The organism is uncultured Aquitalea sp. (assembly GCF_945957525.1).
In the GTDB taxonomy this organism is placed as follows: Bacteria; Pseudomonadota; Gammaproteobacteria; order Burkholderiales; family Chromobacteriaceae; genus Aquitalea.
The window spans coordinates 1-22,437 of record NZ_CAMFLA010000015.1; the positions used below are offsets into that span (position 1 = coordinate 1).

Sequence of the window (22,437 nt, forward strand, 5' to 3'; positions counted from 1 at the left end):
TTCAGGTCCTAGCGCCCGCAAGGGTGTGGAAGTTCGAGTCTTCTCTTGGGCACCATTTAAAAAAGCTGTTGACGATGTCAGCGGCTTTTTTTCATTTCTCTCCCAGATATACACCTCCCAAGCGATCTCCGTGAGCAAGGGGCTGCAGTGGCGTTGCCTGCAAGAGATTGCCGGACGCCGCCCTCTTCGGCCAACCTCGCCCTCAAGCCTTTCGCGTTGAAGCCAATGCCGCGCCGGAAGTACGATCCAGCGGCAAGAAGTGCAGCACCGAACCGGCAGCCAACGCCCCCATCACCACAAAACCCCAGGCATAGTCGGATAGTTGCGGCTGAGCCCTACCCTGCAACCACGTCGTTGTTTGCAACGACATGGCCGCTACGGTCACGCCGAAGCCCGCCGCCAACTGCTGCGCGACGCTAGACAAACTGGTGGCATGGCTCATTCTCGCCTGATCCACATCCGCAAAGGCGATGGCATTGAGGCTGGTGAACTGCAAGGACCGCAGACAGCCCCCCGCCAGGAATACTAGCAGCATCAGCAGATGAGGCGTTCCTGGCTGGAACAAGGCATACACCGCCATCGACACCCCCGCCAGCACCGAATTGACAATGAGCACGCGACGGAAGCCGAAACGCTCAAGCACCCGCGCCACGATGGTTTTCATGAAAATCGCCCCGATAGCAGTGGAGCATGTCAGCAAGCCCGACTCGAAAGGCGAGTAGCCCAATCCAAGTTGCAGCATCAGGGGGAGCAGGAACGGCGTGGCGCCAGTGCCGACACGGAAGAAAAAGCCGCCAATCACGCTGGCGTGGAAGGTCTTCAGTCGCAGCAAGGACAAATCCAGCAGGGGGTGCGCCACTCGGCGATAGTGCCAGAGGTAGGCTAGCAGCAGTATTATGCCCAGCACGCTGGCCGCGATGGACAAGTCTGCAGACAGCATGTGCTTGCCTTCCGAAGCCAAACCCAGCATCAAGGCGGACAAGCCGATGCCGGTAAACAGGAAACCCGGAATATCCAGCGGCGGCACATTATCGCTTTTCAAATCCGCAATGAAACGCCCCGCCAGCGCGATGCCCAATACGCCGATGGGCAAGTTGATGAGGAAAATCCAGCGCCAGTGAAAGTAGGTACTGATGAAGCCGCCCAACGGCGGCCCGAACACCGGCCCCAGCAAGGCCGGAATGGTGAGATAGCTCAAGGCCTTGACCAGCTCTTCCTTCCGCGTGGTGCGCAAAATCACCAACCGCCCCACCGGCACCATCATGGCTCCGCCCATACCTTGCAGAAAACGCGCCAAGACGAAACCTTCAAGCGATTTGCTGAAGGCGCAAAACAGCGATCCGGCCATGAAGATGGCGATGGCCCAGCGGAAAATACGCCGCGCGCCGAAACGATCGGCCATCCAGCCGCTGACTGGGATGAATACCGCCAGACTCACCAGATAGGAGGTCAGCGCCAGCTTCAGCGAAATCGGGTCGACATGCAGATCCTGTGCGATGACAGGCAGGGAAGTGGAAATGACCGTTGCGTCCATATTCTCCATGAACAGGGCAGTAGCAACAATCAACGGGGTCAGCATGGCGCTGGCAACAACAGGGAGCATGTTAACGACATCCGGGAGGCAGACAGGCAGTCTAGCACCGCTTGCCTGTAGCGCCACGCTTACACCTGTCAATGATCGTTAAGCATGGCTGCCATATCGCCCAAGCAAAGAAAACGGGGCGACAAACGCGCCCCGTTGGCCGAAGGAAATGACTCTCAGCGAGCAGGCAAATCAAGCGCCGCGCTCAGATCGCCCATGGGCGGCTGACCGTTGGCATGCAGCGCCTCATCGCGCTCAACCACGCCAGGCAAGGGTTTCAGATCGAAACGCCGGGTAATGAAGCGCAGGATGGACCCGGTGTCGTACTGGGTATGATCCACAAAACCACGCTTGGCATAAGGCGAGATGATGATGGCGGGAATCCGCGAGCCCGGGCCCCAGCGGTCACCCTTTGGCACCGGCGCATGGTCGTAAAAGCCCCCATTTTCGTCATAGGTAACCACGATCAGCATGTTCTTCCACTGGGGGCTTTGCTGCAGCTGACGAATAACCTTGGCAATATGAGCGTCGCCGTCGCTGACATTGGCGTAGCCTGCATGCTGGTTCAGGTTGCCTTGAGGCTTGTAGAAAGACACCGCCGGCAAATTCCCGGCCGCAGCGTCGCGCAGGAAGCTCTGGTCAAAATCCTTCAGGTGATTCTCGCGCTCGCTCGCGCCGGTTTGCGGATCAAACCGGGCGTAATAGTTGAACGGCTGGTGGTGTGCCTGAAAATTGGGCTGGGTATTGTTGTAGACATTGCCGCGATCAGCCAGCGACGCATTCCACGCGCCGGCATACCAGGCCCAGCTGACGCCCTTGTCGCTAAGACGGTCGCCAATGGTGGCGGCGGTCTGTGCCGGCAAGGTCGTTGCCTTGGCCGGGTCGGCATACTGGTTGTTGCCACCGGCCGGCGCATTGCCGCTGGGCTGGAAAGCCGGCTGCATGGTATTGACGGCGTAATACATGCCCTTAGCGTCGCGCGGCGTGAGGTTGCCGTCATTCTTGTACAGCGGCTTGCCCTCCAGCACAGAGGCTGTGGCATTCGCCGCCGGCGTCAGCCTCACGAAACGGCCCTGAGCATCGGTATCAATGGCGGAGATGGAGCCCTTGGCCGGCGACTCATCGGCCTTGGGATAAGCAGGCGCACAAGCGCAAATCAAGTATTGGTGGTTCAGGAAGGAGCCACCGAACGCGCCCATGAAGAAGTGGTCCGCCAGCACGTATTCGCGCGCCAACCGCCACATTTCCATGCCGCTGCCGTCGTAATAGCCCATGGCCAGGCCGCCAGCGTCCGAGTAGGCGGCGAACTTGTCATTGGCACCGCCGTTGATCTGCATCTGGTTGTTGTAAAAGCGGTGGACCAGATCGCGCGTGGTAACGGCCTGGGTCAGCTTGACACCGGTATGGGCCACGCCGTCAGCCGCATCGATCTGAAAAGGACGATTAGCGAAACCGGTAGTCTGGGCTTGCGGCAAGGTCACGCTCTGCCCCGCAGCCGTCAGGCCGTTCCAGGTAGGCGGCAGGCTGGGCAATACGGTGCCGTTGAAGTCCTTCTGCGGCACAAAGGCCTGTCTAGCGGAGGGGTTGACGCCCGGCACGCCGTCCGCGCCGGGAAACAGACCATACAGATTATCAAACGAACGGTTCTCGGCAAAAATCACCACCACATTCTGGATGGGCTCAAGCGAAGCGGCGGTGAGTTTGGGGCTATCCGGGCTGGCGCAAGCCGCAAGGCCTGCGGCGACGGCGAGGGCAAGCGCGGTCATTCTGACTGTTTTCATGGTCGGTTCCTTTGCAATGAGCATGCTGCCATTATCAATTTGTCTTGTTTCACACGTATGATCGCCGCATTAGACTGCCACCCGCGCCAGCTGACAATACCGCGCAGACGGAACTGACCCCTATGCCCAACATCCCGCCCGCTTGCCTCCGCCTTTTTACCTGCATGACCGCCCTGCTGCTAAGCGCCTGCGGCGCGCCTTCGGCCAACGTTGCCGCGCCGGCAGTAGCGCCTGCCGCGCAGCCTTCCTATCAGGCGTTGGATGCACTGGGACGAGCGCTGTTTTCAGAAAAGGCCTTGTCTGCCTCTGGCTTGATGAGCTGCGCCACCTGCCATGACCCTGCCCATGCCTACGGGCCGCCCAACGGCCTGTCCGTTCAATATGGCGGCAAAGACGGGCAGCAAGCCGGCGCACGCGCAGTGCCCTCCTTGCGCTACCTGCAAAGCAACGGCCCATTCAGCGAGCACTTCCGCGACAACGACGGGAATGACAGCGAAGACGCCGGCCCTACCGGCGGCTTTACCTGGGATGGCCGAGCGGACAGCTTGCGCGCTCAAGCGGCCATTCCACTGCTGGCGGCCAACGAGATGGCCAATGCCACCAAGGCCGAGCTGGTGGAGCGTCTGGCGCATAGCGCCAGCGGCGCGTTGTTCAAGCAGGTGTTCGGCCAACATGCCTTTGAAGATAGCGAACGCGCCTTCGACCAACTGACGCTGGCGCTGGAGGTATTCCAGCAGAACCCTACCGAGTTCTACCCCTACAGCAGCAAATACGATGCGGTATTGCGCGGCCAGGCCGAGCTGAGCGCGCGCGAACAGCGCGGCTTGGCGGTATTCAATGATGAGAACCGGGGCAACTGCGCTAGCTGTCACATCAGCCAGCGCACGGAAGGCGGTGCGTTTCCGGCGTTTACCGACTTTGGCCATATTGCCGTGGGGGTGCCGCGCAACCACACGCTGCCCGCCAACCGCAATCCGGCCTATTACGATCTGGGCCTGTGTGGCCCGGCCCGCACCGACCACTCGGACCGCACAGACTGGTGCGGCCTGTTCCGCACACCCACGTTGCGCAACGTTGCTAGCCGGCAGGTGTTTTTCCACAACGGTGTATTCCATGATTTGCGCACCGCGCTGGAGTTCTACGCCAGTCGCGATACCAATCCCAAACGCTGGTACCGCAAAAACGCGGCCGGCAAAACCGTCAAATTTGACGATCTGCCGGCCGCGTACCAGGACAACATCAATCAGGAAGCACCTTTTGGCGGCTTGCCTGGGGGGCGTCCCACGCTAAGCCAGCAGGAAATCGACGACCTGCTCGCCTTCCTGCAAACCCTGAACGATGGTTACCACCCCACTTCGCCTCAGTAAGGCCCGCTAACAAAACCCCTGCTCCCGCGTTGCGCCATGGTCCAGGGCTTCTAGCGATGTGCGGGCGGCGCCAAACACGTCGCCTGCATCGCCGCGCTCTAGCAAGGGGGCGGGGAAGGCTATGTCAGCGCCGGCAAATCCGTCAGGCGGGTTTCCCGCCGCTGCGCATCGCTCAACACCGCCAGCGACAACCAGCGCATCACCGACAGCGCCTGTTCCGCCGGCACCGGGTTGTCGCCATGCCCGTTTACGGCGGAGGCCACTGACTGGTAATACTGCCGGTAATCGCCAGTTGGCGCGGGCAAATCCTGCCGGCTGACAAGATCGTTCTCCTGCGTCAGCAAGCAACCCGACTCGACATCCAGCCCCCACGCAGGGTGACCGGGCAGCTTGCCCTGCTTGAGGTCGCCTTCCTGCGTGTCCAGACCGTATTTGACGAAGCTGGCCTTACTGCCATGCACAAGGTAACGCGGCGAACCACCGCTCACCAGGCAAGAAGCGTGCAGCACCACCGACTGCGCCGGGTAGCGCAGGTGCACATGGGCATAGTCCACTGCCTGTGCGCCTTCCCGCTGGCGCGCCAGATGCGCGGTAATCCCCTCAGGTTGGCCGAAGAGGCAGAGCGCCTGATCCAGCAGATGCGGTCCCAGATCAAACCACAGCCCGGCGCCGGCAATGTCTTGCTCGCGCCAGCGGGCGCGCACTTGCGGCCGGTAGCGATCGAAGTGGGATTCAAAGTGGCTGATCGCGCCCAACTGGCCCTCAAGCAACAAGGCGCGCAGTTGCAGAAAATCCGCGTCCCAGCGTCGATTGTGGAATACCGATAGCAGCCTGCCCTGCTCTTCGGCCAAGCGCTGCAAAGCCTCTGCTTCTGCCAGCGTTACCGTAAAAGGCTTGTCCACCACCACGTGTTTGCCAGCCAGCAAGGCCGCGCGCGCCTGCGGAAAATGCTGGTCATTGGGCGAAGCAATCACCACCAGAGCAACCGCCGGGTCTGCCAGCGCCTGTTCCAGCGTGGCGGCTACTCTGCAACCAGGCCAATCCGCCAGCACGGCATCTGGCCGGCTGCTGACAATGGTATGCAGCGAGAGACCTTCGCATGCCGCGATCAAGGGTGCGTGAAAAGTCTTGCCGGCATATCCGTAACCCACCAGTGCCGTATTAATTCTATCCACCATGCCTTGCTCCTTTTGCTAGTCGGCCGGTCATCATGCCTGTGTCGCGCCCATAAAAAAACCCGCCGGCAAAGGCGGGTTTTATCTGCGGACAAATCCGGCTTACAGGCCGAACGGGTGGCGCAGTACGATGGTTTCTTCGCGATCGGGACCAGTGGACACGATGTCAACCGGCGCGCCGCACACTTCCTCGATGCGCTTCAGATAGGCTTGGGCATTGGCCGGCAGGTCCTCCCAACGCTTGGCGCCCACTGTGGAATCGGTCCAGCCCGGCAGGGTTTCGTAGACCGGTTCACACTGGGTAACGGCATCGGAACCAAACGGCAGGATATCCACTTTCTGGCCATTCAGCATGTAGCCAGTACACAGCTTGATTTCTTCCAGACCGTCCATCACGTCCAGCTTCATCACACACAGACCGGACACGCCGTTGATCTGGATGGAGCGCTTGAGCGCGGCGGCATCAAACCAGCCGCAACGACGAGGACGACCGGTGACGGAACCGAACTCGTTGCCGCGCTTGGCGAGGAACATGCCGGTATCGTTGTCCTGCTCGGTGGGGAAAGGACCTGACCCCACGCGCGTGCAGTAGCCCTTCACGATGCCCAGTACATAGTTGAGCATTTGCGGCGGTACGCCAGCGCCCGGCGCAGCGGCGCCGGCAACACAGTTGGACGAGGTCACGAAGGGATAGGTACCGTGATCGATGTCCAGCAGCGTGCCTTGCGCGCCTTCAAACAGGATGGGCGTGCCGGCCTTGTCCAGGTCGTACAGGGTACGGGACACGTCGGCTACCATCGGCTTGATGCGCTCGGCCATCTTCATGGTGTCGGCCAGGATGGTGTCGTAGCTTACCGGCTCAACCTTGAACAGGTTGGTGAGCAGGAAGTTGTAGTAATCGACGTTTTCCTTCAGCTTGGCGGCGAAGCGGGCCGGGTTGAACAGATCGATCACCTTCAGCGCACGACGGGCTACCTTGTCTTCATAGCAGGGGCCGATGCCACGACCGGTGGTGCCGATCTTGCTGGCGCCCAAGGAGGCTTCGCGAGCCTGGTCCAGCGCGATGTGATACGGCAGGATCAGCGGGCAGCCTTCGGCAATCTTCAGACGGGCCGAAGCGTTGACGCCGGCGGCTTCCAGTTCGTCGATTTCCTTCAGCAGGGCTTCGGGGGACAACACCACGCCGTTGCCGATAAAACAGTCGACATCGGGACGCAGGATGCCGGACGGCACCAGACGCACCACGGTTTTCTTGCCGTTCACCCACAGGGTGTGGCCGGCATTGTGGCCGCCCTGAAAGCGCACCACGGCACGTGCGTGGTCGGTCAGCCAGTCAACGATCTTGCCCTTGCCTTCATCACCCCATTGGGTACCGATCACGACAACGTTCTTGGACATTGGAAAACCTCTTCTTGAGTCAAACTAAAAATCAGTTGAAGGGAAGCACTTGCCAACCATCGGCAGCCGGAACCAGTTCTCGGTTGCAGCCAATGGCGGCGGCGGACTCGCCCAGATAATCGATCATCACCACCTCGCCTTCGGCGCGCAGCGCCTGTACCGCATCCATGGCGGCGGGCAGGTGGCGGGCAGCAACGCGGATGCCCTTGGTGGTATCGCGCTCCGGCAGGATCTGGATCAGATCGCGCAGGTCCAGACTGAAACCGGTAGCCGGGCGGGCGCGGCCAAAACGGCGGCCCACATTGTCGTAACGACCGCCGCGCGCCAGCTCGCGCGCCCAACCCGGGGCGTAAGCGGCGAAGATGAGGCCGGTGTGGTAATGCGTGCCGCGCAGTTCGGACAAGTCGAAACTGATTTCAACCCGACCTTCAAACGCGCGGGCAATGGCGGACAGCTGCATCAGTGCCAACTCCACCTCAGGCAAGGACGGCAGGCGGGTGCGCGCTTTCTCCAGCACGCTGGCGGGGCCGTAAAGCTCGGGCAGGGCGAGGAAGGCGCTGCGATAAGGCTCAGCCAGATTGCCTACCAGAGCCGAAATGCTGGCGGCGTCCTTGTTTTGCAGTACGGCGAACAGTTCGCTGGTAGCCTCCGGCGTCAGACCAGCGGCGGTAGCCAATCCGCGGAAGATGGCAGTGTGGCCAACGTCCAGCCGGATGCTGGGCACCTTCACCTGATCCAGCGTCGACAGCATCAGTTCGATGATTTCGATGTCGGCCTCGATGCCGGCGTAACCGTACAGCTCGGCGCCCACCTGCATGGGCTGGCGCGAGCTCATGAGACCGTCCGGACGGGTATGCACGACGCTGCCGGCGTAGCACAGGCGGGTAACGCCGGTACGATGACCCAGCAAATGAGCGTCTATACGCGCCACTTGCGGGGTGATATCCGCGCGCAGACCCAGTTGGCGACCCGACAGCTGGTCATCAAGCTTGAAGGTTTTCAGATCGAGGGCGGTATCGCCCTCGGCCACCAGCGAGTCGACGTACTCGATGAGGGGAGGCAGGACCAGTTCATAGCCCGCACAACGAAATCGCTCGAGCATCGCAGCCTTGGCCGATTCCACCTGACGGGCGGTGGCGGGCAGGATGTCAGCAATGTATTCCGGTAACAGCCAGTTACGCATATTCCGATTTTCGACAAATAAAAGGCGGGATTCATCACCCCGCCCTGTTTACGGCAAACTGGCCGGGAGCTCCCGGCCAGTCATGTTCAAACCAGATTGTAGAAGCTGCGGCGAGAGCTTGCCAGCCTTGACAGGCGGCTATTTGCCCTTGCCTGCCGAAGCCTGCGGGTTCTTGAAGTACTTGAAGAACTCGCTGCTCGGGTCCAACACCATCACGTCGCTCTTGTGTTTGAACGACTCTTTGTAAGCATCCATGCTGCGCCAGAAGGCATAGAACTCGGGGCTCTTACCGTAAGCATCGGCATAGATGGCGGCCGCCTTGGCGTCGCCCTCGCCCTTCAGTTGCTGGGCCTGGTTGTAGGCTTCGGCCAACAACACGTCGCGTTCCTTTTCCGCCTCGGCGCGAATGCGTTCGGCATCAGCCGCGCCTTCGCTGCGCAGCTGACTTGCCACGGTGCGGCGCTCTGACTGCATGCGGTCGTAGACGGAATTGCTTATTTTATCCGGAAAATCGACGCGTTTTAAGCGGACATCCAAAATTTCCACGCCAATTTTCCTCGCATCGGCATCGGCGCGCTGACGAACCGTCTCCATGACAAGGTCGCGCTGGCCGGAAATCACGTCAGCGACGGTTTTCTGACCGAACTCCGCGCGCAGGCCGTCGTTGATGGTCTGTTTCAGTCTTGCCACAGCCGCAGGTTCGGAACCGACGCTCTTGTAGAACTGCTCGACATCCACGATGCGCCATTTGACGAAGCTGTCCACCAGTACGTTTTTCTTCTCCCGGGTATTAAAAAGCTCAGGAGATTCTGCATCGATGGTTAGCACGCGGCTATCGAAATAGCGCACGTTCTGCAGCAGCGGAATTTTGAAATGAATACCGGGTTGCTTGATGACGCGAGTGACCTCGCCAAACTGGAAAACCATGGCGTATTGCCGCTGGTCAACGATGAACAAGGACAGGCTGGCCAGCAAAAGCGCACCGAACACTGCCGCCAGAGTAGGTATCAAACGGTCCATGGCTTAGCGCTCTCCTGCAAAAATGTCTCTGCTGCGCGTCACATCGCGCCCGTTCTTGCCGTTGCCGGCAGAAGACGGAGAGGCTGCCGGAGGCACGGCGGGAGCCGCCTGCGCCGGAGCGGGGTTGGTCGAAGGCACCGGCACAGGTGCGCCAGGCTGACTGGCCTGGATAAGCTTGTCCAGCGGCAAATAGAGCAAGCTGTTGCCACCCTTTTGATCAACTACCACCTTGCTGGTATTGCTCATCACCTGCTGCATCATGTCGAGGTACAAACGATCGCGCATGACCTTGGGCGCTTTGTTGTATTCCGACAACACTTGCTTGAAGCGTGAGGCATCGCCTTCCGCTCTGGCCACCACTTGTTGCTTGTAGGCCTCGGCTTCCTGCTCCAGTCGTGCGGCCATACCGCGGGCTTTGGGCACCACATCGTTGGCGTAAGCCAGGCCTTCATTGCGCAGCCGGTCCTTGTCCTGACCCGCCTTGACCGCGTCGTCAAAGGCGGCCAGCACTTGCTGCGGCGGTTGCACGTCGTTGATGTTGACCTTGGCGACGCGCACGCCAAGACGATAGCGATCCAGCACTTCCTGCATCAGCTTTTGCGTGTCCGCGGCAATCTGCCCGCGACCTTCGTTGAGCACGAAGTCCACCTTGTTGCGCCCTACCACTTCGCGAATGGAGGTTTCGGCCGCCTGCTTGACGATGTCGTTGGCGTTGCGATCAGCCGAGGCGTTGTTGAAGAGGAAGGATTTCGGGTCTTTCACGTCATATTGCACGGAGAGTTGAACATCGATGATGTTCTGATCCGAAGTCAGCATCAGCGATTCTTCCGGCACGCGATTCTTGGCGTTGCTGCGATAGCCCACTTCCACGCTGCGCAGTTCGGTCAGGTTGACGATCTCCACCTTTTCGAACGGATACGGGAAATGCCATTGAAGGCCCGGGTCCGACACACGGTTGTAGCTGCCCATGCGCAGCACTACGCCTTGCTCCTTGGCGTCAACAACGTAAAAACCGCTAGCCAGCCACAAGGCACCAACCACGCCGACCACCGCCAGCGCAGTGCCGCGGAAAGCCAGCTTGGGCGATGGCGGCTGTTGGCCGTTGCCAGCGTTCTTGGCGCCAAGAAGCCGTGCCAGACGTGCGTTGATATTGCGGAAAACCTCATCTAGGTCCGGCGGCCCGTCACTTCCCCGCGGGCCGCGGTTTGGATCATTCTGCGACATGCTCGTTCTGTTCTTCGTGTTCGTTATCAAAGGGTTGAACACGTTCGGCAAGCGCCTCCCGCAAGAGTTCCAGCCCTTCGCCGGTTAGTGCGGACACCCGCACGGCCGCCACCGCGCCGGTTTCGTCGTGTTCCACTTCAGCCGGCAAGCCGCGCAGGTCTGTCTTGTTCCAGACAATGAGCTGCGGCACGCCATCCGCGCCGATCTCGGCCAGCACTTTATTAACCTCATCAATCTGCACATCGCGCATGGGATTGGCCGAATCCACAACATGCAGCAGCAAATCGGCCTGAATGGTTTCTTCCAGCGTAGCGCGGAAGGCCGCCACCAGCGTGTGAGGTAAATCGCGGATAAAGCCGACGGTATCCGACAAGATGATGGAGGCCTGCGGATTGAGGAACAGCTTGCGGCTGGTGGTGTCCAGCGTTGCGAACAACTGGTCTGCCGCGTAGATGCGCGCCTTGGTGAGCGAGTTGAACAGCGTGGACTTGCCGGCATTGGTATAGCCGACAATGGACACCGAGGCGATACCCGTGCGCTGGCGACCGCGCCGCTGCGTTTTGCGCTGCTTTTGCACTTGCGCCAACCGCTCCTTGAGCGCCTTGACCCGGTGTCCCAGCAAGCGACGGTCCGTCTCCAGCTGGCTCTCACCCGGCCCGCGCAAACCGATACCGCCCTTCTGCCGCTCAAGGTGAGTCCAGCCGCGCACCAGGCGGGTGGCGATGTGCGACAGTTGCGCCAGCTCGACCTGCAGCTTGCCTTCATGGCTGCGCGCGCGCTGGGCAAAGATATCCAGAATCAGGCTGGTGCGATCGATGACGCGGCACTGCAAGGCGCGCTCAAGGTTGCGCTCCTGCGCCGGGGATAGCTGATGATTGAAAATCACTACGTTGGCCGAAGTGGCGCGCACCATCTCGGCCACCTCCTCCACCTTGCCCTTCCCGGCAAACAAAGCGGCATCCGGCCGCTGCCGCTTGCCCTGCACCACACCGCTGACCGAGACGTCAGCGCTGCGTACCAGCTCAATGCATTCAGCCACATTTTCCTGATGGTCAGGATCACCAAAATCCAGGCAGACCAATACCGCCTGATCACCTATATCGGGACGATCAAACACAATGAGAAACCAGTCCGTATGACCCAGTCGGGTCTTTGTAAAAAGAAAAAAGGCCGGCAAGCCATGCCCTTAGGCACGGCCTGACGGCCCGACAGGATGCAACAAGAGATCAGGCGTCTTGCTGGTCCTGTTTCTGACCCGGATGTTCGTGCGGGATGTTGACCGGGCGGGCCGGCACAACGGTGGAAATGGCGTGCTTGTAGACCATCTGGGTTACGGTGTTCTTCAGCAGGACCACATACTGGTCAAAAGACTCCACCTGACCTTGCAGCTTGATGCCGTTGACCAGATAGATAGAAACCGGCACATGTTCCTTACGCAGAATGTTAAGGAACGGGTCTTGTAACATTTGCCCTTTAGAGCTCATTCGTTATCTCCGAATCGTTGATTGTTGTATTAAGTAATTATGTAAAGCACCGGCTGGTAAGCTTAGTTTTAGCAGAAAAAATCCAACCGTACTATTTTTTGGCCTTCTTGCCGTAACGCACTTCCTTCTCGCGGCCCGGCAATTTGGTGCGCGGCTTGGCCTTGGCGCGAGGCTTTTCCTTGCCTTCATCGGCATCGAACGGGTTTTCCGAGGTCTTGTACTGGACTCGCAACGGCGTCCCCTGCAGTTTGAACACCTTGCGGAAGGTGTGCTCCAGGTAACGCGTGTAACTGTCCGGCACTGCGTCCAGCGAATTGCCGTGGATAACAATGATGGGCGGATTCATGCCACCTTGGTGAGCATAACGCATCTTGGGCCGAACCAGACCACTGCGCGGCGGAGCCTGACGCTCAACCGCAACATTCAACACTCGGGTCAGCTTCGGCGTTGCCAGTTTCACCATGGCGGCCTGATAGGCCTCATCGATGGACTTGAACAGGTCCGCCACGCCCCGGCCTTCGATAGCCGAGATGTAATGGAACTTGGCAAACTCGAGGAAGTTCAATTTGCGTGCGATTTCCCGCTTCACATTTTCCTTCTTCTCGGCGTCCAGATTGTCCCATTTGTTGACAGCCACCACCAAAGCGCGACCCGCTTCAAGCGCGAAACCGGCGATGGTGGCGTCCTGCTCGGAAATATCCAGCTGAGCATCCAGCACCAGCACAGCCACGTTGGCGTCTTCAATAGCCTTCATGGTCTTGATCACGGAAAACTTCTCGATGACCTCGTTGACCTTGGCCCGGCGACGCACGCCGGCGGTGTCGATAATGGTATAGGTTTGGTCATCCCGCTCAAAATCAATATAGATGCTGTCGCGGGTAGTACCTGCCTGGTCAAAGGCAATCACGCGGTCTTCGCCCAGAATGGCGTTGACCAGGGTGGATTTGCCCACGTTGGGACGGCCAATGATGGCAAACTTGGGGTGGTGGTGCTTATCCTCGTCAACTTCATCGGGGAAGTCGGCCAGCACCATTTCCATTAGCTCGCGGACACCATCTCCATGCGCGCCGGAGATAACCAGCGGCTGACCCAAGGCCAGTTCGTGGAACTCCGCGCCAGCCATGGCATGGCTCATGCCTTCGGCCTTGTTGACCACCAGGTAGACCGGACGGCCAATCTGGCGCAGGCGGTTGGCGATGATCTTGTCCTGTGGCGTCAGGCCGGTACGGCCATCCACCAGGAACACGACCGCGTCTGCCTCGTCAACGGCCTGCAAGGTCTGCTTGGCCATTTCGAAGAGAATGCCTTCATCCACCACCGGTTCGAAACCGCCGGTGTCCACCACCAGATACGGTTTCTCTCCCACCCGGCCATGGCCGTAATGGCGATCGCGAGTCAGGCCGGGTTGATCGGCGACGAGAGCGTCGCGGCTACGCGTGAGCCGGTTGAAGAGGGTTGACTTGCCCACATTTGGGCGGCCTACCAGTGCTACGGTTGGTTTCATGTATACAGCTTTTATTCAAGGGCGAGCAGCGAGAGGCGACCGTTCTGTCCCTGCACCAGCGCGGAGCTGCCCAGAGACAGTGGCTGATCGGTGCCGCCTTCGCCGCCCAGTTTAACCCGACCCGCCATGGCGCCGGTTTCGTTGGACAGCAGATGGGCATAGCCCTCGCCATCCGTCACCAGCACGAAGCGTCCCAGCATGGCCGGACCGGATACGTTGCGGAATTTCAGCATGTCGGCCTTCCAGAGGTTGCGACCGGTATTGCGATCGTAGGCCCAGACGGAGCCATCCTCTGCAGTGACATACACTTTGCCTGCATCCATGGCCACGCCGCGGCTGGATGACAACTCACGCGCCCAGATCAGGCTACCGGTACGCGCTTCAAAACATGCCACGCGGCCTTGATAGGCCACGCTGCACACCTGGCCGCCGTCATACACGGGGCGGCTGGTGATATCGGTAATACGCTCGAGCTCGGTCGCGCCCCGCGGATTGGCTACCGCAGCCTCCCACAGGGGGTTGCCCGAAGCCGGGCTGATGATGTCCAGCTTGCCGCCGGGCAGGCCAACCATCACGGCCTCATTGGCCACCGCCTGCATGGAGCCGCTATTGCGCACCACCAGTTGCGGTTGCACGCGACTGACAGACCATTGTTGCGTGCCATCCGCCAGTTTGAAACCCGTGATGCGGCCATCATTGCTGCGCACGACGACGATGCCGGCGCTGATTTGCGGCGCTTCCAGCGCCACACTGGTCAGACTTTGCTCCCACAGGGTCTTGCCGCTAGCGCGATCCACCGCCACCACTTTGGCGTCCTGCGTCAGTGCAACGACGGTATTGCCGTCCACGGCCACACCGGAAGACAGATTGCGCTTGAGCGCCACATCGTTAACGACGCGCCCGCTCAAAGCATCCAGTGTGCGGATATGACCGGCGGCATCGGCGGCGATCACATTGCCGTTGCTGTATACCGGCAGGAAGCCGGTACCCGGCGCCGCCTGATTGACACTCCATTTGACGGACAGGGTCTGGATGGACTTGAACGCCGCCAGCGGTGTGGGCTTGGCCGCGGAGGAGCCTTCAAACCAGCTGGCGCAACCGGCCAGCATGAAAGAGGAAAGAACTGCAGTGACCAACAGTTGGCGGCGCATCAATCAACCTCCCAGCGCGTCGAGTTTTGTCTGGATGAACTGGCGATTGGGCGACTCGCCCTGCAGCTTGGCCAGCGCGCCCTTATAGGCGTCGCGCGCGGCGGCCTGCTCGCCCTTGGCGGCGTACACATCGCCCTTTTGATCGAGGAACAAGGCGTCGAAGGACGACGGATGCGCCTGCGTCAATTCAGCGATGGCGCCATCATAACGCTTTTGGTCCAACAGGATGGCGGCAAGTCGCAAATGTGCAACCGCCACCAAGGCTTCGTCCTTGCTGTTGGCAACGACCCAGCTCAGCTGAGTCTGCGCGGTTGCCGTGTCGTTTTTGTCGAATGCCACCTTGGCGGCCAGCAGCGCGCCTTCGGCGGCGAAGGACGTACCCGCGTAGTCCGACTGCAAGAGGTTGGCCGAAGCCTTGACCTTGGCGATGTCAGCCGTGGCGGAGGCTTGCTCCAGATCGGCAAACACCACTGCTGCCTTGGCGGCCTGTCCTGCCTGATAGTAGGCATAGCCCTTGTAGCCGAGATAGCTGATGGTAACGGCCAACACCGCACCGCCGATCAGCTTGCCCCATTGCTGCCAGAAGGCTTTCAGCGAATCAATCTGTTCCTGTTCCTGCAAATCGTAAGCCATGGCGTTTCCCCTTATGCCTTGAGGCGGGCGATGGTCAGGGCTACCTGATCCAGCGCCACGGTTTCCTGAGCCGCATCAGCGCGCAGCGGTTTCACCACTGCCTGGCCGGCGGCCATCTCGTTTTCGCCGACGATGACGGCAAATGCGGCGCCGCTGCCGTCCGCTTTTTTCATCTGCGACTTGAAACTGCCGTCACCCAAATGCTGGATCACAGCCAGACCGGCAGCGCGCAAACGCTGCGCGAGCTGCATGGCGTACACCGGCGCGCCAACGCCCTGCTGCACCAGATAGACATCCACGGTCGGACGTTCCGGCAACAGTTGTTTTTCCTGCAACAACAGCAGCACGCGCTCCAGCCCCATGCCGAAGCCGATGCCCGGCGCGGGCTTGCCGCCCAATTGTTCAATCAGGCCATCGTAGCGACCACCAGCGCACACAGTACCCTGCGCGCCCAACTCGGTCGTTACCCACTCAAACACAGACTGGTTGTAGTAATCGAGACCTCGCACCAGACGCGGATTCTCGACAAACTCGATGCCCAGCGCGCTGATCATGGCTTTCCAGCCTTCGTAGTGCGCGCGAGAGGCTTCCCCCAGATAGTCAGACAGGCGCGGCGCCTTGTCGGCCATTTCTTGCAATGCCGGGTTCTTGGTATCCAGCACGCGCAAGGGATTGCTGTAGAGGCGGCGCTTACCGTCCTCGTCCAGAATGTCGACATGCTGCTCCAGATAAGCGATCAGCGCCTGACGATGCGCAGCGCGCTCTTCCTGATTGCCCAGCGAGTTGATTTCCAGACGCACGAACTCGGACAGGCCCAGTCGACGCCACAGATCGGCGGTCATCGCGATGATTTCAGCATCGATGTCCGGGCCGCCAAAGCCCAGCGCTTCCACACCCATCTGGTGGAACTGGCGATAGCGCCCTTTCTGCGGTTTTTCGTGACGGAACATCGGCCCCATGTACCACAGTTTCTGCGTGGCGTTGTAGAGCAGGCTGTGTTCGACGACGGCGCGCAAGGTGCCTGCGGTACCTTCCGGGCGCAGCGTGAGGCTGTCGCCATTCAAGCTGTCGACGAAGGTGTACATTTCCTTCTCGACCACATCGGTCACTTCGCCAATGGCGCGCACGAACAACGGCGTGGTTTCCACGATGGGGGTGCGGATATTCTGGTAACCGTAGTCCGCCAGCAATTGGCGCAGCGCGCTTTCAAAAAATTCCCACTGATGCGATTCGGCGGGCAGCACATCATTCATGCCCTTGATTGCCTGCAGTTTCTGAGCCATGTCTTGTTCTGTCTTGAATTTCTGTTGATGCCGCCCTGAGACGGTGCTATCGGGTTGGCCGAAGGATCAGCCCACCGGACGAATGGGAATGGTGCGGGCAGCTGTCTCGCGGCGCTTAACGCCGCCCTCGCCATATCGCGTACGCACGTAATTCTCCACGATGGCCTTGAAGGCCTCGGCGATATTGTCACCCTTCAGCGTGACGTCCTTCTGGCCATCGACATAGACCGGTGCCACCGGTACTTCGCCCGTACCCGGCAAGGAAATGCCAATATCAGCCAGCTTGCTTTCGCCAGGACCGTTCACCACGCAACCCATCACGGCCACCTTCATGTCTTCCACGCCCGGATACTGCAAACGCCATACCGGCATCTGCTCGCGCAGGAAGTGCTGGATGCTATCAGCCAACTCCTGGAAGAAAGTGCTGGTGGTGCGACCACAACCCGGACAGGCAGTGACCAGCGGCGTAAAGCTGCGCAGACCCATGGTTTGCAGCAATTCCTGCGCGACAACCACCTCTTTGGTGCGCGTCTCGCCCGGTTGGGGCGTAAGGGAGATGCGAATGGTATCGCCAATGCCCTCCTGCAGCAGTACCGCCAGCGCCGCGGATGAGGCAACGATGCCCTTGCTGCCCATGCCGGCTTCGGTCAGGCCCAAGTGCAAAGGGTAGTCGCAGCGGCTTCCCAGATCGCGGTAAACCGTGATCAGGTCTTGCACATTGCTGACTTTGCAAGACAGGATGATGTTGTTTGCCGGCAAGCCCAGTTCGATCGCCTTGTCGGCCGACTCCAGCGCAGACACGATCAGCGCTTCGCGCATGACAACTTCCAGCGGCAAGGGGTCAGGGCGATGGTTGTTGGCGTCCAGCATGCGCGCCAGCAAGGCCTGATCGAGACTGCCCCAATTCACACCGATGCGCACGGCCTTGTCGAGCTCAGCGGCGGTGCGAATCATGAAGGCGAATTTGTCGTCGCCCTTGGCACCTTTGCCCACGTTGCCGGGGTTGATGCGATATTTGGCCAGCGCACGGGCACAGTCCGGGTAGTCCTTCAGCAAACGATCGCCATTGAAATGGAAATCGCCCACCAGAGGGACATTGCAACCCATGTCATCCAGCCGCTGGCGAATTTCCGCCACGCGCGCCGCCGCTTCGGGCGAGTTGACGGTAATACGCACGACTTCCGAGCCGGCCTGCGCCAGCTCATGCACCTGCTGCGCAGTCGCAAGGGCATCCACCGTGTCGGTATTGGTCATGGACTGCACCATTACCGGCGCATCCGAACCTACAATGAGATGCCCCACGCGCACCTGGCGGGTGGGGCGTCGCGCGATAGTCACGCTATTCATGCAACAATCCGAACCTATTTGAGTTCAATCTTGGCCGTGGTACCACGGATCTTGTCGGTCAACGCCACTGGCTGGCCGTTGTAGTTCAGCTGTACTTGCGCCGCATTGCCGATTTTCAGCTGAAACGGGGGCGTACCGCTCAATTCTTTGCTCGCACCCGCTTCCAGGGTGCCGAACTGAAGTTTCTTGCCATTGGCGTCAATCACGGAAATCCAAGCCGCCTCACGCGCGCTCAGGGATATCCTGCCCTCGCCCACAGACTCCGTCGCCGTCCCCGGCGCCGATGCGGCCGGTGCTTTGACAAGCGGCTGACTGGCCGCAACTTGCGATTGCACTGCAGTCGATGGGGTCGGGGTTGGGACCGATGCCGGCTCAACCGGCAGGCTCACCGTACCTGGAGTCGGTTCGGAAGCCACCGCCGGAACCGCATCGCTAGCTGCAATAGCGGGAGCATCGCTCGCCGCGACTGCATCCACCGGTTTGATGGTTGCTTCCGGCGTTTTGCCGCCCAGACCACTCATTGCAAACCAGGCAATACCGCCCAATACGACCGCCAGCGCCAACAACGCCAGCAGCGCCTTGGGCAAGCCAGACTTGCCGCCGGGCGCCTGTCCTTGCAACATTTCATCAACACTGCGCAAAGGACGCGCATCGCCACCCTGCTTTACCAGATTGACGACATCATTGACCGCCGACGGGAAGTGCTCTTCAAGCGCCGCCAACAGGGGCGTGTCGTCAATGTTCAAGAATCGCGCGTAATTGCGCACGAAACCCCGCACAAAAGCCGCGCCGGGCAACTGCTGGAAATCATCTTTCTCGATGGCTTCGAGCTGGCGTACCGACAGTTTGAGCCGATCGGCCACTTCACCCAGCCCCAGGCCGGCATTTTCACGAGCTTTTTTGAGCGAGGCCCCGACGCCAGCGCTCAGCGGACTCGTGTTCTCAGGCTTGTTTTCCATCCTCAGTTTCCGCTCAACAACAGTTGTGTTTCCTTCGAATCGGGGAAACGGTTCTTCAAAATGGCACCGTACTCCGCCTCATGCACGCGATCACCGTTGCGACGGGCGATTTGCACGCCCAGCCACAGCGTATCCGCGGGCAATGGGCCTGCAGTCCCTGCAGTCCGCATCAAACGATCGAAATAGAAAGCCGCAAGCTTGGCATTCCCCTGATCGAGATGCAACACAGCCAATTCACGCAAAGCCGGCTGATAGTCGGGCACGATGCGCAAGGCGGACAACAAGTAGTCGTTGGCTTTATCCACCTGCCCCAACTTGGCGCTGCAGCGGCCCAGATTGAGGTAGGCCGTTTGCGGCGTCTGATACAGAGGATTGGCCAAGGCCTTGTTGAAAAAATCGATGGCCGTCTGCGGGTGTTGATGTTCGCAGAGGAAAAAACCGTAATTATTATTGGCCTCAGGATTGCCCGGATCCAGCTGCAGGGCTTTCAGGTAGCTTTGCTCGGCATCGCCATCCTGGCCCAATTGGCTCTGGAGGTAGGCCTTGGTCAAAAAGGCCGGCGCATAAGAGGCATCGGCCTCAATGGCCTCGTTGACGGTTTGCACTGCCACAGCCATATTGCCCAACCTGGCGTACTCCAGAGCCAGCTGACTGCGGATTTCGGCCAACTTCCGATTTGGGGGCATGGCGAATGCGGAAACGGTGACCGTCATCAGGCATACAGCCATCCACACTCGCAAGAATTTCATGCCTTGTCCCCCTCCTGGGCTATCTGCATCCATTTGACCTGACGCTTGGTCTTGTCTTGTACTTGCCCGGCCAACTGACCGCAGGCGGCGTCGATGTCGTCGCCGCGCGTCTTGCGCACGGTAACCACATAACCCTGCTCCTGCAACATCTCGCGGAAAATGCGGATCGCGTTGTTGCTGGAACGATCGTACCCCGAATTGGGGAACGGATTGAACGGAATCAGGTTGAACTTGCACGGCACGTCACGCACCAGCTCAAGCAGCTGGCGAGCATGTTCCGGCCTGTCATTGACACCGTCAAGCATCACATACTCGAAGGTAATGAAGTCGCGCGGTGCCTTCTCCAGATAGCGCTGGCAGGCGGCCATCAATTCCTTCAAGGGATATTTCTTGTTGATGGGCACGATTTCGTCGCGAATGGCGTCGTTGGGCGCGTGCAGGCTAACGGCCAGCGCCACCGGACAGGCTTCCCGCAGTCTATCCATCTGCGGCACGAGGCCGGAGGTGGACAGCGTAACGCGACGGCGACTGAGGCCGTAGCCGTGGTCGTCCAGCATGATCTGCAGCGCGCTGACCACGTTGTCGAAGTTGGCCAGCGGCTCGCCCATACCCATCATGACCACGTTCGAGATCACTCGTTCATTTTTCGGCGTTACGCCCATGGCCTTGTTGGCCCACCACAGCTGACCGATGATCTCCGCAGTGCTGAGATTGCGATTGAACCCCTGACGGCCGGTGGAGCAGAACGTGCACTCGAGGGCGCATCCCACCTGGGATGACACGCACAAGGTGCCGCGATCGTCTTCGGGGATGAAAACGGTTTCGACGCCATTGCCTGTGCCGACGTCGAGCAGCCACTTGCGGGTACCATCACTGGAGGCCTGCCCGGTCATCAGCGACGGCACGCGCACCTCGGCCCGCTCATGCAGCTTGGCGCGCAGGCTTTTGGCAAGGTCGGTCATCGCGTCGAAATCGTCTTCACCCATCTGATGCATCCAGCGCATCACCTGTTTGGCGCGGAAAGGCTTTTCACCCATCTCGGCGAAATGCGCGGTGAGCTGGTCCAGGGAGAAGTCGAGCAGGTTGGTTTTCATGCAATCCTCGGAAGCAAGCGGCGGCCGGAGCCGCCGCCCTTACAACGGGTGAAACTGTTACAGCGTCGCGAAATCAGCGGGCGGCGATTTCGGAAGAAGCGAAGAAGTAAGCCACTTCGATAGCGGCGTTTTCAGCGCTGTCGGAACCATGAACGGCATTGGCGTCGATGGATTCGGCAAAGTCGGCGCGGATGGTGCCGGCGTCGGCTTTCTTCGGATCGGTGGCGCCCATCAGTTCGCGATTCTTGGCGACAGCGTTTTCGCCTTCCAGCACCTGGATCATCACCGGGCCGGAAACCATGAAGTCAACCAGATCCTTGAAGAAGGGGCGTTCTTTGTGCACAGCGTAGAAGCCTTCGGCTTCGGCGCGGGACAGCTGCTTCAGGCGAGCAGCGACAATCTTCAGACCAGCGGATTCGAAACGGTCGTAGATCTTGCCGATAACGTTCTTGGCGACAGCGTCCGGCTTGATGATGGACAGGGTACGTTCATTTGCCATAAAAATCTCCCAAATACTCCCAAATGTCAGAACAAGTGGCTAAACTAGGTTTCAATCAAAACAGCCACCCGGGTAACCCAATTCTGAGGAACCCGGCATTTTACCAGCCTTTTCAAGCCACTGCTGCATAAAATTTAAGGCCATGACAGAACAAAACCCACAGCGCGACGCCGGCGACGGCAACGATGAAAAAGAGCTCAGCGGCAAGTTAAAAAAGAGGCTGGCCATTGCCGGCGCGCTGGTCGCCGTGGCCTTGGCCGCCATCCCCGTGATGGACAGCATGAAGGGCGGCAAGGTGGACATGACGGCGGCGACGCCCACCAACAACAGCTCGGGTAAGATCGTCAGTCCCGCCTCCTCGCCCATTACCGATCCGATCGCCTCCGAACCGGCTGCGGAAGCCAGCGCGCCCGCGGCGCCCGAGGCCAGCGTGCCTGCGCAGGAAGCACCCGCGGCGCCGGCAACGCCTGCCGAGACCAGTCCCAAAGCGCCAGACATAAGCAAGACGCCGGCGGTGGCCAACAGCAAGCCGCCGGTGAGCGCTCCGCCCGCCAGTCACGCGCCTCAGAAGGCCGCCCCCGCCGTAGCGTCGGCCAGCCCTGCCGCCAAGCCGGTAGCCGCGGCCCCCACGCCGACAGCGGCGCCTTCAACCGCTGCAGAGACGCCCGCGCCAGCGGCGCCGATGGTGAAAGCCAAGCCTGCCGGCAGCTCGGTGGGTTACAAGGTGCAGCTGGGCCTGTTCTCCAGCATGGGCAACGCGGAAAAACTGTTGAAGGAGCTGAAGGCCAAGGGGATTGAGGCGCATACCGAAACCCGCGTTCAACTTGGACCCTTCAAGACCCGCGCCGAAGCCGACGAGGCCGTGGAGAAACTGCGCAATATGGGCTACGCGCCGCTGCTGGCCCCGGCAGGCCAATAAGAGCGACCAACACCCCCTGATGCCGCGTTGTGCTTCCTTGCCGCGCGCCACGCACAGCCCGCGCCGGCGAGTGTGGTCTTAGCCG

General features: G+C 60.3%; 21 protein-coding genes. 3 read left to right on the forward strand and 18 right to left on the reverse strand.

Translation table 11 applies throughout. From position 1 onward, the window contains the following. A partial coding sequence (locus tag Q0P52_RS14280) for a hypothetical protein (protein WP_293813725.1) occupies positions 1-220 on the forward strand: 220 nt, incomplete at its 5' end. On the opposite strand, the gene Q0P52_RS14285 is transcribed toward Q0P52_RS14280, so the two are convergent. Beyond that, positions 203-1,603 carry a DHA2 family efflux MFS transporter permease subunit gene (locus tag Q0P52_RS14285; protein ID WP_293765610.1) on the reverse strand — a complete coding sequence of 467 codons (1,401 nt, stop codon included), beginning with the start codon at positions 1,601-1,603 and terminating at the stop codon, positions 203-205. The genes Q0P52_RS14280 and Q0P52_RS14285 overlap by 18 nt on opposite strands. Positions 1,604-1,758: 155 nt before the next feature. Then, positions 1,759-3,363 (reverse strand): acid phosphatase, encoded by a 1,605-nt coding sequence (acpA, locus tag Q0P52_RS14290; RefSeq protein ID WP_293765611.1) that lies wholly within the window; start codon positions 3,361-3,363, stop codon positions 1,759-1,761. 164 nt (positions 3,364-3,527) lie between these two features. On the opposite strand from acpA, the gene Q0P52_RS14295 reads away from it, so the two are divergent. Beyond that, positions 3,528-4,730, forward strand: coding sequence for a cytochrome c peroxidase (locus tag Q0P52_RS14295; RefSeq protein WP_293765612.1), 1,203 nt, complete (start codon positions 3,528-3,530; stop codon positions 4,728-4,730). 119 nt (positions 4,731-4,849) lie between these two features. On the opposite strand, the gene Q0P52_RS14300 is transcribed toward Q0P52_RS14295, so the two are convergent. From Q0P52_RS14300 to ndk, 16 genes are all read right to left on the reverse strand, one after another. Next, on the reverse strand, positions 4,850-5,908 hold the full coding sequence (locus Q0P52_RS14300; protein ID WP_293765613.1) for an oxidoreductase: 1,059 nt from the start codon (positions 5,906-5,908) through the stop codon (positions 4,850-4,852). A gap of 99 nt (positions 5,909-6,007) precedes the next feature. Beyond that, a complete protein-coding gene (locus Q0P52_RS14305; RefSeq protein WP_293765614.1) occupies positions 6,008-7,303 on the reverse strand; it encodes an adenylosuccinate synthase in 1,296 nt (431 codons plus the stop codon). Positions 7,304-7,334: 31 nt separating this feature from the next. Next, positions 7,335-8,486: an ATP phosphoribosyltransferase regulatory subunit gene (locus Q0P52_RS14310; RefSeq protein WP_293765615.1), complete on the reverse strand. Its 1,152-nt coding sequence runs from the start codon at positions 8,484-8,486 to the stop codon at positions 7,335-7,337. Positions 8,487-8,624: 138 nt separating this feature from the next. Next, complete coding sequence (gene hflC, locus Q0P52_RS14315; RefSeq protein ID WP_293765617.1) at positions 8,625-9,506, reverse strand: protease modulator HflC; 882 nt, start codon at positions 9,504-9,506, stop codon at positions 8,625-8,627. Positions 9,507-9,509: 3 nt separating this feature from the next. Continuing rightward, positions 9,510-10,730, reverse strand: coding sequence for an FtsH protease activity modulator HflK (hflK, locus tag Q0P52_RS14320; RefSeq protein ID WP_293765619.1), 1,221 nt, complete (start codon positions 10,728-10,730; stop codon positions 9,510-9,512). After that, a complete protein-coding gene (gene hflX, locus Q0P52_RS14325) occupies positions 10,717-11,847 on the reverse strand; it encodes a GTPase HflX (RefSeq protein WP_293765620.1) in 1,131 nt (376 codons plus the stop codon). The genes hflK and hflX overlap by 14 nt, the downstream gene beginning before the upstream one ends. Before the next feature lie 109 nt (positions 11,848-11,956). Continuing rightward, a complete protein-coding gene (gene hfq, locus Q0P52_RS14330; RefSeq protein ID WP_045844760.1) occupies positions 11,957-12,214 on the reverse strand; it encodes an RNA chaperone Hfq in 258 nt (85 codons plus the stop codon). A 91-nt stretch (positions 12,215-12,305) separates the two neighbouring features. After that, on the reverse strand, positions 12,306-13,718 hold the full coding sequence (gene der / locus Q0P52_RS14335; RefSeq protein WP_293765623.1) for a ribosome biogenesis GTPase Der: 1,413 nt from the start codon (positions 13,716-13,718) through the stop codon (positions 12,306-12,308). Positions 13,719-13,729: 11 nt separating this feature from the next. After that, entirely contained in the window at positions 13,730-14,869 is a 1,140-nt protein-coding gene (bamB, locus tag Q0P52_RS14340; RefSeq protein WP_293765625.1) for an outer membrane protein assembly factor BamB, read from the reverse strand. A 3-nt stretch (positions 14,870-14,872) separates the two neighbouring features. Beyond that, positions 14,873-15,502 (reverse strand): tetratricopeptide repeat protein, encoded by a 630-nt coding sequence (locus Q0P52_RS14345; RefSeq protein WP_293765627.1) that lies wholly within the window; start codon positions 15,500-15,502, stop codon positions 14,873-14,875. A gap of 11 nt (positions 15,503-15,513) precedes the next feature. Beyond that, positions 15,514-16,785: a histidine--tRNA ligase gene (gene hisS / locus Q0P52_RS14350; protein WP_293765629.1), complete on the reverse strand. Its 1,272-nt coding sequence runs from the start codon at positions 16,783-16,785 to the stop codon at positions 15,514-15,516. Positions 16,786-16,851: 66 nt separating this feature from the next. Then, positions 16,852-18,132 carry a flavodoxin-dependent (E)-4-hydroxy-3-methylbut-2-enyl-diphosphate synthase gene (ispG, locus tag Q0P52_RS14355; RefSeq protein WP_293765631.1) on the reverse strand — a complete coding sequence of 427 codons (1,281 nt, stop codon included), beginning with the start codon at positions 18,130-18,132 and terminating at the stop codon, positions 16,852-16,854. 14 nt (positions 18,133-18,146) lie between these two features. After that, positions 18,147-19,091, reverse strand: coding sequence for a RodZ domain-containing protein (locus Q0P52_RS14360; protein WP_293765632.1), 945 nt, complete (start codon positions 19,089-19,091; stop codon positions 18,147-18,149). Positions 19,092-19,093: 2 nt separating this feature from the next. After that, positions 19,094-19,840 (reverse strand): type IV pilus biogenesis/stability protein PilW, encoded by a 747-nt coding sequence (gene pilW, locus Q0P52_RS14365; RefSeq protein ID WP_293813726.1) that lies wholly within the window; start codon positions 19,838-19,840, stop codon positions 19,094-19,096. Next, positions 19,837-20,934, reverse strand: a complete 1,098-nt coding sequence (gene rlmN / locus Q0P52_RS14370; RefSeq protein ID WP_293765634.1) for a 23S rRNA (adenine(2503)-C(2))-methyltransferase RlmN — start codon at positions 20,932-20,934, stop codon at positions 19,837-19,839. Before rlmN ends, pilW begins: the two co-directional genes overlap by 4 nt. A 73-nt stretch (positions 20,935-21,007) precedes the next feature. Further along, positions 21,008-21,433, reverse strand: a complete 426-nt coding sequence (ndk, locus tag Q0P52_RS14375; protein WP_293765636.1) for a nucleoside-diphosphate kinase — start codon at positions 21,431-21,433, stop codon at positions 21,008-21,010. Positions 21,434-21,575: 142 nt separating this feature from the next. Here ndk and Q0P52_RS14380 point away from each other — a divergent pair, with 142 nt between their 5' ends. Further along, entirely contained in the window at positions 21,576-22,352 is a 777-nt protein-coding gene (locus Q0P52_RS14380; RefSeq protein ID WP_293765638.1) for an SPOR domain-containing protein, read from the forward strand. Positions 22,353-22,437 lie beyond the last annotated feature (85 nt).

Coding starts and splice junctions, on each gene's coding strand:
- hflC (WP_293765617.1), bottom strand. CDS start 9,506: ATGGACCGTTTGATACCTACTCTGGCGGCAGTGTTCGGTGCGCTTTTG.
- Q0P52_RS14380 (WP_293765638.1), top strand. CDS start 21,576: ATGACAGAACAAAACCCACAGCGCGACGCCGGCGACGGCAACGATGAA.
- der (WP_293765623.1), bottom strand. CDS start 13,718: ATGAAACCAACCGTAGCACTGGTAGGCCGCCCAAATGTGGGCAAGTCA.
- Q0P52_RS14305 (WP_293765614.1), bottom strand. CDS start 7,303: ATGTCCAAGAACGTTGTCGTGATCGGTACCCAATGGGGTGATGAAGGC.
- rlmN (WP_293765634.1), bottom strand. CDS start 20,934: ATGAAAACCAACCTGCTCGACTTCTCCCTGGACCAGCTCACCGCGCAT.
- Q0P52_RS14295 (WP_293765612.1), top strand. CDS start 3,528: ATGACCGCCCTGCTGCTAAGCGCCTGCGGCGCGCCTTCGGCCAACGTT.
- Q0P52_RS14345 (WP_293765627.1), bottom strand. CDS start 15,502: ATGGCTTACGATTTGCAGGAACAGGAACAGATTGATTCGCTGAAAGCC.
- hflK (WP_293765619.1), bottom strand. CDS start 10,730: ATGTCGCAGAATGATCCAAACCGCGGCCCGCGGGGAAGTGACGGGCCG.
- Q0P52_RS14310 (WP_293765615.1), bottom strand. CDS start 8,486: ATGCGTAACTGGCTGTTACCGGAATACATTGCTGACATCCTGCCCGCC.
- bamB (WP_293765625.1), bottom strand. CDS start 14,869: ATGCGCCGCCAACTGTTGGTCACTGCAGTTCTTTCCTCTTTCATGCTG.
- Q0P52_RS14360 (WP_293765632.1), bottom strand. CDS start 19,091: ATGGAAAACAAGCCTGAGAACACGAGTCCGCTGAGCGCTGGCGTCGGG.
- hfq (WP_045844760.1), bottom strand. CDS start 12,214: ATGAGCTCTAAAGGGCAAATGTTACAAGACCCGTTCCTTAACATTCTG.
- ispG (WP_293765631.1), bottom strand. CDS start 18,132: ATGAATAGCGTGACTATCGCGCGACGCCCCACCCGCCAGGTGCGCGTG.
- acpA (WP_293765611.1), bottom strand. CDS start 3,363: ATGAAAACAGTCAGAATGACCGCGCTTGCCCTCGCCGTCGCCGCAGGC.
- Q0P52_RS14300 (WP_293765613.1), bottom strand. CDS start 5,908: ATGGTGGATAGAATTAATACGGCACTGGTGGGTTACGGATATGCCGGC.
- Q0P52_RS14285 (WP_293765610.1), bottom strand. CDS start 1,603: ATGCTCCCTGTTGTTGCCAGCGCCATGCTGACCCCGTTGATTGTTGCT.
- ndk (WP_293765636.1), bottom strand. CDS start 21,433: ATGGCAAATGAACGTACCCTGTCCATCATCAAGCCGGACGCTGTCGCC.
- pilW (WP_293813726.1), bottom strand. CDS start 19,840: ATGAAATTCTTGCGAGTGTGGATGGCTGTATGCCTGATGACGGTCACC.
- hisS (WP_293765629.1), bottom strand. CDS start 16,785: ATGGCTCAGAAACTGCAGGCAATCAAGGGCATGAATGATGTGCTGCCC.